This is a genomic window from Promicromonospora citrea, assembly GCF_013004695.1.
GTDB classification, from domain to species: domain Bacteria; phylum Actinomycetota; class Actinomycetes; order Actinomycetales; family Cellulomonadaceae; genus Promicromonospora; species Promicromonospora citrea.
Genome location: NZ_JABEMG010000013.1, coordinates 20,735 through 40,537, shown reverse-complemented (window position 1 = coordinate 40,537; position 19,803 = coordinate 20,735). Strand labels below are relative to the sequence as shown.

Below are 19,803 nucleotides of genomic sequence, written 5' to 3'. Positions count from 1 at the left end.
TGTGACCTGATCGGGTGTCGGCGCGACACCATTTCGAGCGATGCGCCACCGGCGGAATCCGGGGCAGAGTCGATTCCAGGGCGCACAACGGCGGCTCAAGCTGTCGCAAGGCAGTGGTGGCCGGGCCAAGTCGTATCACCCGGGTGAACTGGAGCCTCCAGAACACCTGCCGACGTGTACCCGCTTCGCCGTCTGAGAAGGTCGGACGGAGCAGGACCGACAAGGGGAGGCCGTGGGGAAGATGCAGGAGTGGCAGCGGGGCGAGGGCGCACTCGCGAGGCTCGTGGCCGAGCAGACCGAGACGTGTCTCGCGGTCTATCGGGAGGATCGGAGCCGTGTCGAGCAGGACGCGAACAACGAGCTGAGGATCGCCGAGGGTGGGTACAACAACCGCCAGCTCGAGGAGACCGTGCAGAACGCCGTGGACGCCGCGCGTCGTGGCGGCAGCAGGCTCGAGGTCAGACTCACGGCGGAGACGCTGTACGTCGCGAACGACGGCGAACCTTTCGACGCGGCCGGGGTCAACGCGCTCCTGGCATCCGATCTCTCTCGTAAGGACGGCGAGAGCATCGGCAGGTTCGGTATCGGCTTCAAGTCGGTGCTAGCCGTCACGGATCGGCCGAGGATCTTCAGCCGATCGGTGTCCTTCGGCTTCGACAAGGCATGGGCCGAGGCGACGCTCCGGCAGTACGGTTTCGAGTCCCCCCGATACCCGACGATGCGGCTCGCCCAGGTACTGGACCCGGCTGCACATGCCGCTGCAGATCCGCACCTCAAGACGCTGATGGAGTGGGCGAGCACCGTAGTGGCGCTTCCTCTCTCCGGAGCGCACCGGGCCTTGAGTCAACGGATCATGAGTTTCCAACCGGAATTCGTCCTCTTCGCCCCACACGTCACGGAGGCCCGGTTCTACGACCTCACCACATGGACCGCCGGCGGTGCAGGTGAGATCGGGCACGAGGACGTCACGGACGACGTCGTCCGCCGGGTCGCCAACCCAGACGGCACGGTCACGATCGAATTCGGGGGCCGGTCGGAGGTGTGGAGTCTGGCCGAGGCGCAGCACCGGCCGAGCGCACGGGCACGCGCGGAGGCAGGCAGGGTCGCCGACCGCGAGGAGGTTCCGGTGCAGTACGCAGCCAAGGTGCCCGTGGGCGGGGTGGGCCAGTTCTGGGCGTACTTCCCCACACGGGAGCGCACCACGCTCTCCGGTCTTGTCAATGCCCCGTGGAAGCTCAGCGATGACCGGCTCGGACTCCTGGAGACGGCGTTCAACGAAGAGATCCTGACCTCGGTCCTGCCACGGTTGGTCGGCGAGGCCGTCCAGGTCTACGGGGAGCAGGAGGATCCGGCGCGGATCCTCGACGTGTTGCCCGCCCGAGGTCGGGAGAACCGTGGTTGGGCGGACGAGACGATCAACGAACCGGTCTTCGAGCACCTGCGCACCGTCAGGTCGGTGCCGGACGGCACCGGTGTGCTGCGAAAGCCGGCGGAGCTCCGCTGGACAGGGTTCGTCGATGACGTGGAGCGTGCCTGGCTGCAGGAATGGGCAGACCATCCCGCGGCGCCCAGGGATCGTTGGGTTCACCCAGGTGCTTACACCAGTCCCGAGCGACGCTCGAAGATCGAGCGGCTATTGTCCGGTACCTCAGGCCGTGGCCTCGACGGAGCGACGGCGACACCGGTTGCGACATGGCTCGAGGACCTTGTCGCGGACGGGTCGGTCCGCTCGTCCGCGGCGGCGATCCGGCTCGCTGCCCGGATGTTCCAGGATTCCCAGCGCATCGTGGACGCCGGCCGGCGGTCGCGTGCCGTGCAGGGCGTGCTCGGTGCGCGGTTGATCCGGCTCGAGAACGGGACGTTCCGAAAGCCGGAGAAGGGTCGGATCTTCGTGCGCCAGTCCGACCACGACACGGGCCACGAGTTCGTCGATGCGGAGCTCGTGGCTCAGGACGGGGTCAGGAAAGCACTGCAGGTCCTTGGCATCGTGGTGTTCGACCGCAGCGGTGAGCTGCGCGGTCACTTCGCTCACGCACGTTCTGCCGAGGTCCTCAGGGACAAGGCTCTGCTTGCGCAGACGTGGCAGAGGATCTGGCAGACCGCGCGCATGATCGAGGACGAGGAGACGGTCTACGCGCTGTTCGTCGAGGACTTCGGGGAGAGCCTCGAGAGGGCGATTCGGGTCCGGACCGCCGATGGCTCGTGGCGAGGTATCGCCGACGCCTACCTCGAGGGCCGGCTCATCGCCCGAGGCGTCGGGCGGGACCAGGACCGACTGATCGATCCGCTTTTCCACACCGACAGCGACGTCCGGATCCTGCGCCGGATCGGCGCCGTCGACGAACCGACGTACCGTCCGGACCCGCCGCACGAACCGTGGATGGCCGCCTACGAGAAGGCCGTCGCCGACCGGTTCATCAGCAAGCAGAAGGGCTCGACGCCCCAGCGTGACCGGATCGTCGCGGAGGGGTCAGCCCCGCCGTGGCCTCTGGAGCCGCTCATTGAGATGTCCTCTGAAGCCCGCGCGGTCGTGACTGATGCCCTCGTGCGGCGAGGCACACCCTCGTCGTGGACGGTGCATCACAGCAGCAACAGCAGCTACGGGCGCCTGCCGGTCCGTCCGCCCGAGGTCTGGTTCCTGAACCGGTACGGAGTGTTCGACGTGCCGGGTTTCGGCCACCTGCGTCCGAGCGAGGTGTTCCAGGCCTCGGACGACATCGATGGAGAGGTGTTCCCGACGGTTGAGATCGGCGACGCGTTCGCGAAGCTGCTCCGGCTGAGGACAGATCCGGACGACGAGAACCAGATGTCGCCCGAGGACTGGAAGACGTTGGCTGCACGAGCCGCGACGTGGACGGGCAGTCCCGACGCCGATGCGCGCCGCGGAAAGCTGTACGGGTGGCTCCCGTTCAAGCTTCCGGACGACCCCATGCCGCTGACGGCGCGGGTCGGCCGGCGGTACCAGGAGGTCGCCCCGGAGAACATCGGCGTGACCACCGACCCGGCGGTGTATGACTCGTTGGTGGAGGCGCAGGTCCCGGCCCTCCTGCTGGCGGACAGCGCCGACTGCGAGCAGTTTGTCGAGGTCTGGGGGGCCAGGCCGGGTAAGGACCTTCTGCAGGAGGAGATCCTCGTCGTCCCGGACGGGGAGCCCGAGTACCTGCTGGACCTGTACCCGCCGATGAAGCTCTGGGTTCCGGTCGAGGACCACGAGATCCAGGTGCAGCCCTGCCGGAGCATCGAACGTCTCGTCGCGACTCCGGAGGGGCAGAAGGGCCGTCCGATCAGGCAGCGGCGGGAAGGCGAGGTCGTCCACGTGACCGCGTCGGACCCGGCCGAGGTCCTCACCCAGGTCGTCGCTGCGCTCAACCTGAACATGTCGACTGCGGACATCCGGGGCGTGTTCGACCAGATGGCCGCGCAGAAGTCGCGCAAGCTCGTCGCCACGATCAAGAAGGCTGCGACCAACGACGATCGGCTGCTTGCCGCCGTGGGCGTCGACGTGTTGCGTCGGAGCCTGCCCAAGCAGGTCTTGGACGTCGTCGAGGGCCAGGCGGGAACGGCGGGCCCGCACGAGATCGCGGCGTTGGCTCGCGCCGTGCACGGCGTCGGGGTGCTCAAGCAGCCGTCCATCCTCGCGGCTCTTCAGGACCATGGCCTCGAACCGCCGCGCGAGTGGACCGGGCGCAGCAGAACGCGTCGCTGGGTCGAGAACCTCGGGTTCCCCACGGAGTGGGCCGGGTTCACGAGCAACACCCGTCCGGCGCAGGAGACCGTCGATGGCCCCGCGATGCTCAAGCCGTTGCACTCCTACCAGGTCACCGTCACCGAGCGAATCAAAGACCTGTTCCTGGGCACGGGCAGCGACCGAGGCATGGTTGCGCTACCCACCGGTGCCGGAAAGACACGGGTGGCGGTCCAGGCGCTCGTTGACGGGCTGCGAGAGGGATACATCGCTGACGACGAGCCGATGGTGTGGATCGCGCAGACCGAGGAGCTGTGCGAGCAGGCGGTCGAGACGTGGACCCACATCTGGCGGGCGGTCGGTCCGCAGGTGCCGATGAACGTCGGGCGTCTGTGGGGCAGCAACTCTGTCGTCGAGGACCCGTCGTCCTTCCAGCTCGTCGTCGCAGGCATCGACAAGGTGCGCAGCGTCGCGGAACGGGAACCCGCAAGGTACGAATGGATGCGGGTCCCCTCCGTGGTCGTGATCGACGAGGCACACGCGTCGGTCGCGCCCGAGTACACGAAGGCGCTCGAGTGGTTCGACAGGAGTGGAAGGACACGGAGGGTCAGCCAGCGTCGGCCGTTGATCGGCCTCACAGCTACCCCGTTCCGAGGCCGGTCGCAGTACGAGACGGAGCGCCTGGTCAACCGGTACGGCGGTAACCGCCTCGACGACGGGGCCTTCGCCGACCCCGACAACCCCTACCTGGAGCTCCAGGACATGGGCGTGCTCGCTCGCGTCCGACAGGAGATTCTTGACGGTTCGAAGGTGGAGCTGACCGGTCAGGAAATCGCTGAGATCGAGAAAGCGACCCGCCTCCCGTCGAGCGTCACCGAGCGTCTGGGAGACGACAACGATCGCACGCTTCGCATCGTCGACGACATAGCCGGCCGGCCCGCTGACTGGACGATGCTCGTGTTCGCCTCCTCGGTCGAGAACTCCCGCACCTTGGCCGCATTGCTCTCGCACCGCGGCGTTCCCGCGGTCTCCATCTCCGCGGACACCGACGCCGCGGCGCGGCGGCACTACGTCGAGCAGTTCAAGGCGGGGAGGATCCGCGTCATCACCAACTACGGCGTGCTCACGCAGGGCTTCGATGCCCCTCGGGTGCAGGCGGTCTACGTGACCCGCCCGACCTTCAGCCCGAACGTCTACCAGCAGATGATCGGGCGAGGGCTGAGGGGGCCGCGCAACGGTGGCTCGGAGGAGGTCCTGATCGTGAACGTGCGGGATAACTTCACGCAGTACGGCGACCTGCTCGCCTTCAACACGTTCGAGTACCTGTGGAAGCGGTGAGCGACATGGTGAACCTGGACACCGGCCAGCGGGCCGCCGTCGAGATCGAGCCGGAGACACGGCAGGTCGTCGTGGCAGGGCCCGGCTCGGGCAAGACGGAGGTGGTCGCAGCACTCATCGAGCACCTCATCGAGGAGGAGGACCTCGAGCCCACGACCGAGATCCTCGTGATCAGCTTCTCGAACGCAGCGGTCCATGCGGCAGCCGGTCGTCTCGCTCGCAAGGGACTGGACCCGGTGACCGTGCAGACGATGGATTCGCTGGCGCTGGAGATCCTCCGTGACGTCGGCGACGTCGACCCGGCAACGCTGTCCTTCGACGCCCGCGTCGGGGAGGCGACGAAGGTCCTCCGCGACGAGGGGTGGGATCGGCTCGCAGCCGTACGCCATCTCGTCGTCGACGAGGTCCAGGACGTCGTCGGACTGCGTGCAGACTTCCTTCTGACGATCCTCGACCTCCTGGACCGCGATGGGGGTTTCACCTTGCTCGGCGATCTGGCCCAGGCGATCTACGACTTCCAGCTCGACGAACGCTCGAGGACAACGTCGGCCGACCTGTTGGCGCGTGCCTCGACCAACGGCGACGTCCAGGAGAAAGTGTTGACCGGGCAATATCGTGCCCGCACCCGCGATGCGAGGGGTGCAGCGCGGCTTCGTGACACGGTGGTGGCGGGCGGCGACGCCCTTGAGGACTTCGAGGCCGAGGTCGTCCACGCGGGGACTGTGCCCGATGTCGTCCGAGTAGCCCGCAGCTGGCAGGGCACCACGGCCTTTCTCACCCAGACGAACGGACAGGCGATGCTCGTCGCCCGCGAGGTGGCGGAGGCGGGGAGCGCGGTGCGGCTTCGCCGGCGGGCGGACCAGCGTGTCGTCGCGCGATGGGTCGCCGAGGCGCTCGCGGACTGGCGGCCCGCGTCCATCCGACGGGACGAGTTGTTCGAGCGTCTCGAACAGCTCGACGTCCGGCACGATCCAGCGGACCTCTGGCGGGCGCTGCGGACAGTGGCAGGCTCGCACGGCAACGAGCTCGACGTCGGGCGCCTGGCCCGTCGACTTGCAGGTAGCAGGCCCCTGCCCCCGCAGGTCGTGCACCAGCAGGACGACGGCCTGATCGTCTCGACCGTGCATCGAGCGAAGGGCCTTGAGTTCGACAACGTCGTCCTGGTGGACTTCGCCACGTACGGCACCCGGGAGTCTGTCGATCCCGCGGAGGATCGGCGTTGCCGATTCGTCGCCCTCACTCGTGCACGCGACCGGATCGTCCGTGTGGACGGGCGGTCACGGCGGGTGTTCCGGCAGGGCGACGACCGGTGGTATGTCGGGGGCTACAAGAAGTGGCAGACCTTCGGCTTCGAGCTCCGGGCGGGCGACCTGGACTCGACGACCGTGCCGGGAGACGATGCTGTGCTCACCCAGGAGCACCTCGCGACGAAGGTGAGGTCGGGGGACGATGTCGAACTGGCCCTCGACCCGCGGCGGTCGTCGCTCGACGTGCCGACATACACGCTGCTGCACGACGGCGTTGTCGTCGGACGGACCTCTGAGACGTTCGGGACGGCGCTTGCCCGGCGCATCGGGCCGGCGGAGAAGCGAGCTCACGGGATCCTGCCGTGGCCACGGCTGTCCGGCGCAAAGGTGGAGGACGTCGTGACGGTCGCGGGCGAGGCGGCGGCCCACGTCGGCCGTCGTGGCCTGTGGCTGGGCGTCACGACCGCAGGGATGCTCGACGTCCGCTGGGGCTTAGGAGAGAACACGGGAGAGAACGATGACTGATCGGACGGTCGACGCCTGGTACGCGGCGCGGGAGGCCCTGGTCGAGGCCCTGGTCGCCGATCTGTACGGGGCCACCGATACGGACGACGTCCTGACCGAGGCTCCGTTGTCCCGGTTCGTCGTCGGCATCCTGCATCCCCGGTCGGCCGAACCGATCGAGGACGTGCGGGACGACGACGAGGCCGACACAGGGACCGCGACCGATTCTCGGGACGACCCGGCTGTGGCGCTGGCCCGCATGCGCTACCCGTCCACGACAGGCCTGACGTTCTCCGTCGCGGCGGATACCCCGGTCGTGGAGGTGGAGGTTTCTGCCGATGGCTATCGCGAGGTCGTGGACCCGCAGGAGCAGGCGCAGGCCAAGGAGGAGCTTGCCCGGCGTGCAGCGGAGCGTCGGACGAAGGCAGGGGCGGCAGCGGTCGCGGCACCCGATGTCGAGGAACTGGCCGAGACGCGCGCTGCCACGCGGAACGACGGCTTGTGGAGGGTTGTCCCCGTCGGACCTGCGACGTTCTCGGTGGACGTGGCACACCCCCGTACGGACCAGGAATGGGCCGTCAGCGAAGGGCTCAGCCTGCGCGCTGTGGTCAGGCCCGAGCGTGACGGCGCGGTCAGCATCACGCTGGCACTCGTCAACACGCGGGTGCGACCCGACAAGGGATACGCCGACCACCTGTGCTGGTTCCGACCGCGCCTCGTGGTCACGACTCCCGGCGGTACCTTCGTTGATCGACGGCCGGCGCGCGATCTGACGTTCCAGGACGAGGACGAGCGAAGCGGCGAGCTCCTGTACCGGCGAGAGCGGCACCTCGCCGTAGGTCACGGCTGCGCGGTCGTCTGGGAGGAGAGCGACCACGTCCGGCGACTCGAGACGACGTTCTTCCCGAGCCATGACCTACGGCTCGCGAAGGCGGACCGGAACGACGTCCCGACGCTCGGCATGAAGAGTCTCGGGTCGGGCGACGACCGGAGTGCGCTGGTCGGACTGGTCGACGTCTACGAGCAGTGGATCACGCAGCAGGAGTCCGGGATACCCGAGATCGACCCACGGCACGTCGTCACAGCCGAGCGGCATCTGACGGACGCTCGGCGGGCGGTCGAGCGAATGCGCGCCGGGATCGAGCTGCTCGACCGGGACCCGGAGGCAGCCCGTGCGTTCCGGGTCATGAACCAGGTGATGCAGCAACAGCGCGTCAGGCAGGTGATGGTCCGCAAGGGCCTCGACACTCCGCCCGACGAGGAAGAGCAGTGGCGCCCCTTCCAGATGGCCTTCGTCCTCCTCAACCTCGTCGGCCTGGCGGAACCCGGTCACAAGGACCGGGATGTCGCGGACCTGCTGTGGTTCCCGACCGGCGGTGGCAAGACGGAGGCGTACCTCGGCCTGATCGCGTTCACGCTGGTGCTGCGTCGCCTCCGTGGTGGACCCGAGATCGGCGCCGGTGTCGGCGTGATCATGCGCTACACCCTGAGGCTCCTCACCATCCAGCAGTTCGAGCGGGCCGCTGGTCTGATCTGTGCCCTCGAGGAGTGGCGCCGGCGAGAGGCACCCGGCCTCCCGAGGTTCTCGATCGGCCTCTGGGTCGGGCAGGGGGCGACGCCGAACGACGTGAAAAAGGCGGCGAAAGCGCTCAAGAAGATGCGGGACGGCGAGGAGCCGACCGATGAGGGCAACCCCCGACAACTCCTGCGCTGTCCTTGGTGCGGGACGTCCCTTCCGGTGGCCGCGTACGAGGCCGACGTGCACGGTGACCGGATGACCGTCCACTGCCCGGCCACCGCGTGTGAGTTCCATGACGGGCTGCCCGTCCACCTCGTCGACACCGACGTCTACGCCGAACGGCCCTCGCTCGTGATCGGCACGGTCGACAAGTTCGCGATGCTTGCCTGGCGTGGTGAGGCGGGCGCTGTGCTGGGCGCGTTCCACGATGTCAAGCCCGATCTGATCATTCAGGACGAGCTGCACCTCATCAGCGGCCCCCTCGGCACCCTGGTCGGCCTCTACGAGACGGCGATCGATGCCCTGGCCACGTCGGACGAGGGCGTTCGGCCGAAACTAGTGGCCTCCACTGCGACCATCCGCAGAGCGACATCACAGGTCAGGGCAGTGTTCAACCGCGCGGCGCAGCAGTTTCCGCCGCCTGGCCTGGACGCCGGTGACTCGTTCTTCGCAGTCGACGCTGAGCCACACGAGCGACCGACGCGGCGCTACGTGGGCGTCATGGCGCCGTCGACGAGCCACGCCACGCTGCTGGTTCGGGTCTACGCCGCCCTGCTGCAGGCGGGCAAGGACCTCGACGCGCCCGACGAGGTGCGCGACGCATACTGGACGATGCTGGGCTACTTCAACAGCCTGCGGGTGCTGGGGGCCGCCTACATCCAGTCGCTCGACGACGTGCCCGACCGCATGAAGGTCGTCGCCGCGCGGTCAGGTCAGGAGGTAAGGCAGATCCGTGACCCGCGCGAGATGACGTCCCGGAAGAAGTCGAGCGAGATCCCCGAGGAGCTCGCACGGCTCGGTACCTCGTTCCCCCACGAAGACAGCCCGGACGTGGTCCTTGCGACCAACATGATCTCGGTGGGCGTCGACGTCGACCGGCTCGGCCTGATGAGCGTCATGGGGCAGCCGCAGATGACCTCGGAGTACATCCAGGCGACCTCACGCGTCGGCCGGTCCCGTCCCGGCCTGGTGGTCACGATGTTCAACGCCGCCAAGTCGCGAGATCTGTCCCACTACGAGTCCTTCACCAGCTACCACCGCGCCCTGTACAAGCAGGTGGAGGCCACCGGTGCGACACCCTTCGCACCGCGGGCGCTCGACCGGGCGCTGCACGGCCTGCTCGTGATTCTCGCCCGCCACACCGTCGCGGGGGCTTCCGGGAGCACGTCGGTCGCGGCGCCGGTCGGGGCGGACGCGTTCGATCGTCTGATCGACGTGATCGTGAACCGTGCGCGCTCGGTCAAGGCCGGGAGCGAGACCGAGGTCCGCGTGGCGCTCGAGGGCCTCGTCGAGCGCTGGACGGACGCGGTCGAGGACCACGACGTCATGAAGTACGAGGGCTGGATGAGCGACGAGAAGGCACTGATGGTTCCCGCAGGCGGCGCGCCGTTCGGCGCCTCGGCCGAGACCGTGCCCGTGGACACCTTCCCCGTGGATGAACCCGCCTGGCCGACCCTGACGAGCCTGCGCAACGTCGACAGAGAGAGCACACTGCGGATCGTGACGCGAAGGAAGGCGAACTGATGGCTGTTTCGGACAAGCCCAAGGCGCGGCAGAGCCAGCTGGTGACGACGTATGGCGTCGGTTCGCTGTTCCCTGCCGCCGACGCGAGCTTCATGATCTGCGGGATCGACGAGTGGGACACGAAGTTCGCTCCGACGGTCGAGGAGCCCCGCCTCGCCCGATCGCTCGGGGTTCACACCTTCCATGCACCGCCGACGGGGAGGAGACGTGGCGACGTGCCCGCGGTCCGCTTCCCGGAGTGGCACTACTGCTCGGGCTGCCGGCGGCTCGCGCCGTTCTGGAAGTTCGGCGCCAAGAAGGGGGAGACGCGGTGCGAGGAGTGTGCTCGCGACCTCACTCCGTCCCGCTTCGTGGCCTGCTGCGAGAACGGACATATCGAGGACTTTCCCTACTTCCAGTGGGTCCACCGTGGCCAGGAGGCGCAGGGGGGTGCGGAACACCGTCTGACCCTGTGGACAAGCGGTAGCTCGTCGTCGCTCGCATCCATCGTCGTCTCCTGCTCCTGCGGTGTGCGCCCGTACAACATGGAGGGTGCCTTCGGAGCGGGTGCGCTCCAAGGCATCAGGAAGTGCTCCGGGAGCAGGCCCTGGCTCACAGACGCACCGAACGAGCCGGACTGTGACCGACCCCTGCGGGTCTTCCAGCGTGGTGCATCCAACGTGTGGTTTCCGGTGCAGCGGTCCAGCATCTCGATCCCGCCGTGGTCGAGCGCGGCGGCGCAGTTCGTCACGACGCACTGGTCGGCGCTCAAGCCGATGTACGAGAACATGGGCGAGGCGGCCGCCTGGCCGGCGATCGTGGCCATGATCGGTGGTCAGGACGGGATCACGGCTGACGCGGTGGTCGACGTGGTTCGGCAGCGGTTGGGTCTCGACGCGGACGAGGCACCGGACGACGACACCCTGCGCAGCCAGGAGTACGAGGCGCTCGTGGCGGGCCACGTCGGTTCGCGGCGCGACTCGTTCCAGTGCACCGCTGTCGGTGTCCACCCGTCGCTCGGCGGCCTGGTCGCGCAGGTCTCACAGGTGAACCGCCTGCGAGAGGTGCGGGTGCTGTCCGGGTTCTCGCGAGTCACCCCGGTCGAGTCGGAGGCGGGTTCGGCGCGGACGGCCGCCCTCGCCGCGGACAAGGCCGGGTGGCTTCCTGCTGTCGAGGTCATGGGTGAGGGGATCTTCGTCCGACTCGACGAGGATGTGGTCGCGGCCTGGGAAAGCAGCGCGTTCGCCGCAGAGCGCGAAGCGGCGATCCGCTACGCGCAGGACGCACGTGACGCAGCGATGAAGATCGCCACCGAGCCGGTGAATGCTCGGTTCGTGGCGCTGCACAGCTTGGCGCACATGCTGGTCAAGGAGCTCAGCCTCGATGCGGGCTACCCGCAGGGTTCGATCCGCGAGCGAGTGTACGCGTTGCCTGGCCAGGCGGGGATTCTCCTGTACACGGCGTCCTCCGACTCCGCCGGTAGCCTGGGCGGGCTCGCAGCCCTCGCTGCCACGCAGGACCTGGCGCAGGTTGTCCGCAACGCGTTCGAACGAGCCGCCTGGTGCTCCAACGATCCGGTGTGCGCCGAGACCGGGTCCACCGGTGCCGACGCGCTGAACCTCGCTGCTTGCCATGCGTGCGTCCTCGCGCCGGAGACGACGTGCGAGCACCGCAACCAGTTTCTCGACAGGTTGTCCGTGGTCGGCACGCCGGAGAAGCCGGAGCTGGGACTGGGTCGGGCCGGCATCGGGACGGTTGTCCCGATGCCGTCGGAGTGGCTTCGAGCTCTCGCCAAGGCGGACGTGACGCCTGCCGAGCGTCAGTTCGCCGAACGTCTGGTGGCTGCAGGCGGCCCGCACCTCCCCGTTCCCGAGATCGGCGCCGAGATCGACGGGACGATCGTCTCGATGCTCTGGAAGGACGAGAAGGTGTTGGTAGATCTCGAGCGCAGGCTCGGCGCCGACCAGGAGCGCCTCGTCGCGCACGGATGGAAAGTTCTCCCACCCGAGGAAGGAGCGGTCAGCGCTGCCCTGACCGACTGACCCTCACCGCGGCGTGACGGACTCTCGGAGCACCGCCTCGATCGCGTCCGCGATCGAGGCGGGCTCCTCGTGCTCCCAGAACCGCAGCACGGTCCAGCCCTGGTCGGTGAGCACCCGCGTCGTGTCGGCGTCACGTTCGACGTTGTCCCGGAGCTTCTGCCGCCACCAGTCGGCGTTGGCCCGGGGCTGTGTGGCGTGCTCGGGACACCCGTGCCAGAAACAGCCGTCGAGGAAGATCGCGACCTTGGCGCGGGTGAACGCGACGTCCATGGTGCGACGCGGCCTGCCGGGCACAGGGTAGGTGACCCGGTACCGGAGGCCGCGGGCATGGAGGAGGCGGCGCAGGTCGAGCTCCGGCTTGGTGTCCTTCCTGCGGGCGACGCTCATGCGTCGGCTCACGTCCGGTGTGGACGCACCCGGATGAGGGCCCAGCGAGGTCATGGCGTCACGCTACAGGTCCTCCGGTCAGGCGAGATCGGCTGCGCGGATCGCGCTGACCGCCTGCCGGGCGGTTCGGTCGAGCTCGGCCACGAGTGCGTCGTCGTCCAGGGCGTTGAGGGAGAGGAAGGGGACGACTCGTCGCAGCTGCGTCAGCATCGAGCGGAACGCCTCTCGCTCGTTGACACCGTTCAGTTCCCCGGAGTCCCGCAGGGACCGCCACACGAGCAGGAGGTTCCTGACGATCTTGGGGCTGGCGCCGATCTGGGCACGCCGCGCGTAGACCTGGTCGAAGTCGGCCTCACCAAGGACCGTGAGGGCCTCGTAGGGGTCGGCGAGCGTCGTGTCGTGGACGAGCTCGGCACGCCACCACAGGCGGCCGAACACGTGCCGGGTGATGTCTGTGTTCTTCACGCGGTCGCCCGGAGGATTGGGGTAGCGCCACCAGGCGACGTCGGGCATCAGGACCAGGGACAGGAATGCCCATACCTCGCGAGACGCGGCCTCGGCCGGCGCGATGTCCATGGTTCCGTGCAGGAGCCGGGCGAGGGCGACATCGAACTCCGTCGTCCGGGTGGCTGCGTACGGATACCCATGCTGCCGGGCGAGGACACGGACCGACGCGGCCAGGTCGTCGAGTCGATCGGGGAGCACGCGCGTCCCACCCGTCGCGACGTAGACGGCCGCGTCGTCGTGGACCGACGCCCGGACGGTCAGCTCCGCCGGCGAGACGACCGAGGCGTACTCCTCGAACAGGGCATCGATCCGACCTCGGAGGAGGCGTGGGTAGAGGACACTCATCGGTCACCCCCGAAGATGTTCACCGCGGCCTGAACCTCCGTTGCCACCAGCGACGGGTTGTCCTTGGCGCGGAGCCGTACGTCCTTCACCGTCCGTTGCCCGAACACCCGGACGAAGACATCCCGGAGCATCGCGCCGAGCGTCTCCTCGTCGTACTCGGCGTCGTCGTCGAACTCGTCGGACGCCAGAGCGTGCTCGACCATGACGCGTGCGATGTCGGCGTGCACGGCTGACAGGACCAGGCGGTCGACCGGTCGTGGCTTGCCCGCGTTGCCGAACGCCTCCGCAACCTGCTTGTGCCGCGCGTTGACGAGCAACAGCAGCGAACCCATGGCGGCCGACTCCAGCGACCCGCTGATCTGGAGGTGCCACGCGGCGCCCTCGGGCAGGGACGTGCCCGCGAAGTCGATCACCGAGATCGGAAACTGCGACGCGTCGCCCTGGAGCCGGATCGACGAGCGCTGCTCCCAGATCATCGACCCGGCGCGCCAGGGCGCCAGCGGATCGACCCTTGCGCACGGCGTCGCGAGCACCACGACGGTGTCGATGTCGAGCACTCCGCCGACCACCGACCCCGGGATCACGACCTCCAGGTCGAGCTCCGCGACACCGGGCTCGGTGAGGTGCTCGGCCGCAGCCCTGCCGAACAGCCCGGAGCCACTGGACCTCCAGACGACGCACACGTCGAGGACCGCTTCTTCCGGGAGCCTGCACTGCGCACGGATGGTCTCGACATCCACCCGGATGCTCCGTCGGAGACGGAGATCCAGGTTGTAGTCCCAGGTGTCGAGCGCCTCGGGGAGGACGACCGGCTCGTCACCGAGCACGAGGGTCCAGGCGGACGGTTCGACGGCCGCCTGGTGCGGGCGAAGATACGGGTAGGCGACCCTCGTCATGGCCGCACCGCCTCGGCCTCGATCTCGACCACGGTCATCGTGTCCTCGGTGGGGCGGACGAGCAGTCTCCACGTCCCGTGGCCGTCGTTCCGGACGAGCGCCGACGGACCGAGGATCGTCGTACCGTCGGGGGTCACCCAACCGAGCGGTTGTGGTTGGTCGGTGCCGTCACGGTCCCGGCCCGTCGCGTCGATCGAGGTCGCGATCGACAGCCTGGCATCAAGTCGCACCGTCGCCTCGCCGGTCAGCTTGAACTCCTGGACCAGCGCCGGCCTGTCGTGGTGGTGGGTGTGAAAGGGATCGCCGACGTACTCGACCCGCACGCGGGGCAGCGTCTGCGCCGCGATCGCGTGCGCCGGCGCCTGCGTCCGGCCCGGTCTGGAGGCGAGCGTCCTGCCGGTGGTTCGCGGGTCGTTGTCGTCGCGCGTCCGCGACTCGAACGCGGCATGCCTGCCGCCGAATCCCGACGAACCGCGGACCAGGTCGGAGAAGTAGTTGCTCGCCGCTCCCAGCGCCATCTCCCTGCCCTCTGATCCGACGACGACCCTGAGCCCGCTGATCTCCTGCTGCGCTTCCGTCAACCTGCGCGTCACCGCCTTGACGTACCGACGCTCGTCCGGAGGAAGGCTGTCGGCGTTCCATGCGTCGTGGGTCGGCGGTTCGGCCCGGGCGAAGACCTCGTCCATGGACGGGTCGACGCGGAAGACGCCCGCGTAGCCCTTGAGCTCAGCCTGGGGCTTGACGCCTTTCGCGTAGGTCACGACCAGCTCGGCCGACCGCATGAGGCATACGTGGTGGACGAGTGTGTCGTCGAAGCCCGCGCTCTCGGCCGCGCGGGTCAGGGTCCAGGGCAGGACGAACGTGTCATGCAGTCCCAGGACGCCCAGCAGACGCTTCGGCCGTCCGGAGGCGAGCTGCCGGGACTCGGGCCCGTTCATCCGGCGGTAGGCCTCGACGAACATCTGCACCGGATGCGTCAGCGCCGGGTCGGGGACGGGATGGTCCTGTCCGTCGACCGTCACGTGAAAGGTCATGGCGGGTCTGCCGTCGACGCGAGGGAGCATCTTGGGCCAGAGCTGCCACAGGATCGTCTCGGCCAGGTAGTCGCCGACATCACCCGGTGACCCCAGGTCCTCGTCGATCTCCGGGTCGACGACCACCACCGTGGTGCCGGTCTCGTCCGCCCCGAACGGCGCCAGACCCAGCCGTTCCGCCATCTCGTCGGCCTCGGCGTCGACCAGCGGTTCGACGAGTCCCTCGCTCACCATGCCCCACCAGTGCCTGCCGGTGTACCTCGCCTCGCCCCTGCCGACGACGGACTCGGTATAACTGTGGGCGAGGGCCGAACCGATCAGGCGTGTCTGCAGCCGTCCCTGGTGCCGTGTGCGGGTGTGGATCAGCACCGTGTGCGCCCGGGAGAGCATGAAGAAGATGCCCTTGCCGAAGCCGTAGGTACCGCCGCCGAGCTGGGTGTCCCGGGGCTCCCCGACGTTGCGCACGAACGTGACGAAGTCCCGAGGACCGTCGGTCACGGCATCGGCGCGGGTGGGGCCGCCCAGACCCTTGGTCCCGCGGTCCGACACCGCCAGCACGCGGATCGAGTTCCGGCCCAGGGACGTGCGCAGCGGGAAGTGCTCGGCGTTCCGAGGACAGCCCTCGAGCAGGAGGGCGCGCCAGGTGTTCGCGTGAGCGGCTCCGACGGTGTACAGGTCGAGGCCGAAGTGCACGTCGACGCCCGCCTCGTCGGTGCGAGCGTCCCAGCTGTTCTGCGCCGCCTCGCGAACGAGCACCGTGAGAAGGTCCAGCGCCGGACGTCCGAGCTGACTGCGGATGCCTTCGGCGGCTGACGCCCCTTCTGGCGGGTATTGCTGCGACTCCCACGCGGGCCGCGGACGCGCGGGGGCGAACGAGAACGGGGTGTCAGTCATGATTCGTAGGTGCTCCTGAGCTCAGCAGGTGTGCGACGTCGGTCTGTGGCAGTGCAGCCGGGACGCCGGCGGTCAGGTCCACGGAGTAGTCCACGTCGACGACCGTCTCCGGCACACCGGCCGCAGTGAGGCCGGCGCGCGTGAGTCGAGGGAACGTGTCGTCGACGGCGTACCACCGTTCGTCGGAGACGGTCCAGGCGCGGGCGTCGTTGCCCTCGACCGCCCCGATGACGTAGCCCGCCGCGGAAAGCAGCGTGTGAACGGCGGGCTCGTCGTCGGACAGCGTGACGACCTCCTCGGCGAGCTCTCGCAGGGTGACGGCGTTCGCGGTCGATGCGCTCGCGAGGCGGAAGACGGCGAGGAGCAGCTGCGCGTTCTCCGGCGGTTCCAGCTGGTCCAGGCCATGGATACGGATGACGCGACCCTCCACATGACTCGTCGTCTTGGCCTCGACGGCGACGCCCGCGAGGACGAAGTCGTGCCGCGCACCGTGCGGACCCGCCCAGCACCGATGTGCGCTCGCGTCGTCACGGAGCAGTCGTCGCAGGACGAGTAGCTCGCCGTACAGGCCGGACGCGGCCTCGTCGGACAGTACGCCGGCCGGCCGGTCGAAGAGAGATCGCCAGCGGTCGACGACCTGGTAGACGGCCTTCATCGGTTGGTGCCCGAGCTCCTCGAGCTCGACCACGACGTCTGCACACAGGTCGTCGAACAGGTAGGACAGCTCGGGGCGCCCGCACGACAGCGCGACATACGTCGTGTGGCTCCGCTCGTCCTCCAGCACCCGTTTCCGCAGCACCAGACCGGGGCCGTCGAGCCCGGACCGGACCCTCGTGGAGGAAAGAATGGGGACGAGGAGGTGTCGGGAGCCGTCCTGATCGACCGCGAGGGACACGTGGCCCCACGACGTCTCGCGGGGGAGCTCGTGCACCCGCAGGCGCGTGTCGGAGGAGGGAGGAGCAGCGAGCAGACGTTGCCACTCGGCCTCGAAGCTCGTACGGGACGTGCCGGTCACTCCTCGTCCTCCAGGGCGCTGTAGTCCTCGTCCTCGATCGAGATGCCGGACAGGTCCGCCTGGATGTAGCCGTGCGCGGCGACGTCGCCGGACAGCACCTCCGGGAACACCAGGCCGACGCCGATCACGTGCTCCTCGGCGGCCAGGGGTTCGCGCGTCTCGGCGGCGTGTGCCGTCGCGGGTTCGGAGTCCTTGTCGATGGGATAGAGCGCGAGCAGACCTGTGTCCGGCGCGAGGACGGTGCGAAGGCGCATGAGGTCCTTCTCGGTCGCACGCGAGTGGTCGCCGGACAGGTCGACCACGGCGTCCTTGCGGCTCATCAGGGTCTTGATGTCCGCGAATCCCTCCCTGTGCGTCTTCAGCCGCGCGCGTACGACGCGGCCGACCGTGACACCTTCGCCGAAGGAGAAGTCCTTGGGCCCGCCTGCCGGGTTGCCGATGACCGCGATGTTCCATCGCCTGAGCGCGTCCGCGGCACGGACGCGCTTCTGGATGTAGTCGGTCAGCAGCTCCGTGGTCGCCACCGCCCACTCCTCGTGGAACGAGTACTCCGTGAGGAAGCCGAGCACGGCGGTGTAGGAGACGCCATGGAAGACGTAGCGGCCCCGATCGACGATGGGTTCGATGCCCTCGGCAACAGCGGCTTTCACGAGTCCCTTCGCGGCATCGATGTTGCCGAGAAGCCAGTCCCGGTCCGTCCGGAAGTAGTGCGTCTGGAGGCGTTGCCCGCCGTAGGCGGCCGACGCGGTCACGGCGTCCTTCATCTTGGCGCGCGCCGTGACGAGCAGTGCCGGGTGCGTGCGGAGGCGTACGGCGAACTCCAGCGGTGTGATGTCCTCCGACATGTAGCGGTCGATGTCGTCGCGCATCTCGTGCTCTACCACGGCGAGATGCCTGAACCATCCGGCCAGCTCCTCGGTCATCCAGACTCGGGGCAGGTCCGCGTATCCGTGGCGGAAGCCGAACCACCGTCCCATCTGCAGCAGGGTGTCGTACGCCGAGACCGCCCGGACGAAATAGCTGACGGAAAGCCCTTCGAGGGTCAGGCCGCGGGACAGCGTGTTGCCGCCGACAGCGATGGCCACGACCGGGCCGTTCTCGTAGTCGAGGCGGTCCTCGCTCCGAGAGTTGTCCATGACCACCCGGCAGGCCCGGATGACATCGGGCAGCTCCGTGAGCAGGTCGTCGAAGACGACCGGCGTCTCGCCGAGCTGGTCCGCGGGGACGCGCTTCGTCTCGGCCTCCCAGATGTCGCGCAACCTGTCGACGGCGTCGCCGGTGGCGAGGTCGGCACGAAGACTCGACAGAAAGGCTCGCAACGGCTCGCGATAACTGAGGTGGACCGCTGTGTTCACGCTCGTGTGGACGAGCATCGTGCTGTGCGGGTTGCCGGTCCCTCGCACGCGACGGGCAGCGGTCACGAGGAGGAAGTACTCGAGCGCGTCGCGCAGCGATCCGACGATCGTGGGGGAGAAGGTGTCGACGTCGGCCTTCTTCATCGGCCGGACGCTGCTCACGTCCTCGTCCGGGACGATGCGGACCATGTCGTAACCGTCCGGAGCGTCCTCGGGCTCTTCGCCCTCGACCGGGTCGCGGCCGAAGATGACCTCTGTTCCGAAGTGTCCGACCGGCTTCGGAAGGTTCACGACGAAGTCGCGGGGGTACAGGTCGTCAGCCGCCGGATTGATGAGCAGGTTGGCGAACGGGGTCGCCGTGTAGCCGAGATACACGCTGCGGGGGAGACCCTCCATGATCCGGAGGATCAACGGGTTGATCCTCTCCGTCGCCACCGTCGCCTGGTCGGACTCGTCGTCGATGATCAGGGTGGGCGTGTCGACGAGGTGTTGCGACGCCGCCTCGAGCCACGCCGCGAGCTTCCGCAGCACCGTGCCGTTCTTCTTCACCACACACAGCACACGCGACCCGGAAGCCTTGCCGAAGAACGCCGCAGGGTTGGGCGGCGGCACGAAGTCGTGCTCGGCGCTCGTGAGCTGGAACCAGTGGGACGGGTTGGGATCCACGAGCTGCTTGACGAGGCGGTTCTGAGTCTGACGGCGCAGACCGTTGTGGATGCCGGACAGGACGATGACGAACCTGTACCCCCGGTCGGCGGCCTTGGCGACGACCGAGGTGTAGCTCGTCGTCTTGCCGGACTGCACGTAGCCGACGACCAGGCCGCGGGACCTGAAGGTCTTCTCGTTCGGGTGGTTCAGCAGGGAGACGATCCGTGTCGAGGAATCGTCCAACGACGCGATCGCGCCGTCACCCCAGCCGTCGGCGCGGAGGATCTTCTCCACAGCCGGCCAGTACCGGTCGGTCGGCTTCGGCCCTGTGTACCAGGCCGGGCGGCCCTTGCGCTCGACGACCGAGGGCTCGTCGAGCTCCTTGACCTTCTGCGTGCTCTCCTCGAAGCGAGCCCGGATCGCCTCCACGGTCGAGGTCGGTACCCCGAGGACGAGAAGTTCCTTCAACGCGTCCGAGGGGGTCTTGTACTCGAGGTGCGACAAGAAGATCCCGTAGGGCATGTCGATCGAGTCGTCGGTCACTCCGCACTCCCAGCATCCGTCGGTCGCGGGCCTGCCACCAGGGACGACCATAGTTGCGGTCGGCACACGTCGCGTACCGCCGGCCCGATGTCATCCGGGTGAATCGTCCTGGCGACCCGACA

General features: G+C 68.5%; 10 protein-coding genes. 4 read left to right on the top strand and 6 right to left on the bottom strand.

The window, feature by feature from the left end; translation table 11 throughout:
* Nucleotides 1-241 precede the first annotated feature (241 nt).
* From HLB15_RS04600 to drmB, 4 genes are all read left to right on the top strand, one after another.
* A complete protein-coding gene (locus tag HLB15_RS04600) occupies nt 242-5,023 on the top strand; it encodes a DEAD/DEAH box helicase (protein ID WP_229785670.1) in 4,782 nt (1,593 codons plus the stop codon).
* A 5-nt stretch (nt 5,024-5,028) separates the two neighbouring features.
* Nucleotides 5,029-6,795, top strand: coding sequence for a UvrD-helicase domain-containing protein (locus HLB15_RS04595; RefSeq protein WP_189087143.1), 1,767 nt, complete (start codon nt 5,029-5,031; stop codon nt 6,793-6,795).
* Nucleotides 6,796-6,901: 106 nt separating this feature from the next.
* Complete coding sequence (locus tag HLB15_RS04590; protein WP_212759504.1) at nt 6,902-10,036, top strand: helicase-related protein; 3,135 nt, start codon at nt 6,902-6,904, stop codon at nt 10,034-10,036.
* The gene (gene drmB, locus HLB15_RS04585; protein WP_171104121.1) at nt 10,036-12,057 is read left to right on the top strand and encodes an MrfA Zn-binding domain-containing protein; all 2,022 of its coding nucleotides are present in this window, start codon (nt 10,036-10,038) and stop codon (nt 12,055-12,057) included. The genes HLB15_RS04590 and drmB overlap by 1 nt, the downstream gene beginning before the upstream one ends.
* Nucleotides 12,058-12,060: 3 nt before the next feature.
* Here the strand turns inward: drmB and HLB15_RS04580 are convergent, their stop codons facing one another.
* The 6 genes from HLB15_RS04580 to HLB15_RS24700 form a co-directional block, all read right to left on the bottom strand.
* Complete coding sequence (locus tag HLB15_RS04580; protein WP_311979554.1) at nt 12,061-12,456, bottom strand: very short patch repair endonuclease; 396 nt, start codon at nt 12,454-12,456, stop codon at nt 12,061-12,063.
* Between the two features lie 66 nt (nt 12,457-12,522).
* Nucleotides 12,523-13,296, bottom strand: coding sequence for a DUF6339 family protein (locus HLB15_RS04575; RefSeq protein WP_171104119.1), 774 nt, complete (start codon nt 13,294-13,296; stop codon nt 12,523-12,525).
* Nucleotides 13,293-14,192: a hypothetical protein gene (locus tag HLB15_RS23700; protein WP_212759503.1), complete on the bottom strand. Its 900-nt coding sequence runs from the start codon at nt 14,190-14,192 to the stop codon at nt 13,293-13,295. The genes HLB15_RS04575 and HLB15_RS23700 overlap by 4 nt, the downstream gene beginning before the upstream one ends.
* On the bottom strand, nt 14,189-15,982 hold the full coding sequence (locus tag HLB15_RS04565; RefSeq protein ID WP_171104118.1) for a hypothetical protein: 1,794 nt from the start codon (nt 15,980-15,982) through the stop codon (nt 14,189-14,191). The genes HLB15_RS23700 and HLB15_RS04565 overlap by 4 nt, the downstream gene beginning before the upstream one ends.
* A 130-nt stretch (nt 15,983-16,112) precedes the next feature.
* The gene (locus HLB15_RS24470; RefSeq protein ID WP_171104117.1) at nt 16,113-17,135 is read right to left on the bottom strand and encodes a PD-(D/E)XK motif protein; all 1,023 of its coding nucleotides are present in this window, start codon (nt 17,133-17,135) and stop codon (nt 16,113-16,115) included.
* A complete protein-coding gene (locus tag HLB15_RS24700; protein WP_212759502.1) occupies nt 17,132-19,681 on the bottom strand; it encodes a Z1 domain-containing protein in 2,550 nt (849 codons plus the stop codon). Before HLB15_RS24700 ends, HLB15_RS24470 begins: the two co-directional genes overlap by 4 nt.
* Between the last annotated feature and the right edge of the window lie 122 nt (nt 19,682-19,803).

Bases quoted from the DNA above. Each gene is read 5' to 3' on its own strand.
- HLB15_RS04600 (WP_229785670.1), top strand. From the start codon at position 242: ATGCAGGAGTGGCAGCGGGGCGAGGGCGCACTCGCGAGGCTCGTGGCC.
- HLB15_RS04595 (WP_189087143.1), top strand. From the start codon at position 5,029: ATGGTGAACCTGGACACCGGCCAGCGGGCCGCCGTCGAGATCGAGCCG.
- drmB (WP_171104121.1), top strand. From the start codon at position 10,036: ATGGCTGTTTCGGACAAGCCCAAGGCGCGGCAGAGCCAGCTGGTGACG.
- HLB15_RS04575 (WP_171104119.1), bottom strand. From the start codon at position 13,296: ATGAGTGTCCTCTACCCACGCCTCCTCCGAGGTCGGATCGATGCCCTG.
- HLB15_RS23700 (WP_212759503.1), bottom strand. From the start codon at position 14,192: ATGACGAGGGTCGCCTACCCGTATCTTCGCCCGCACCAGGCGGCCGTC.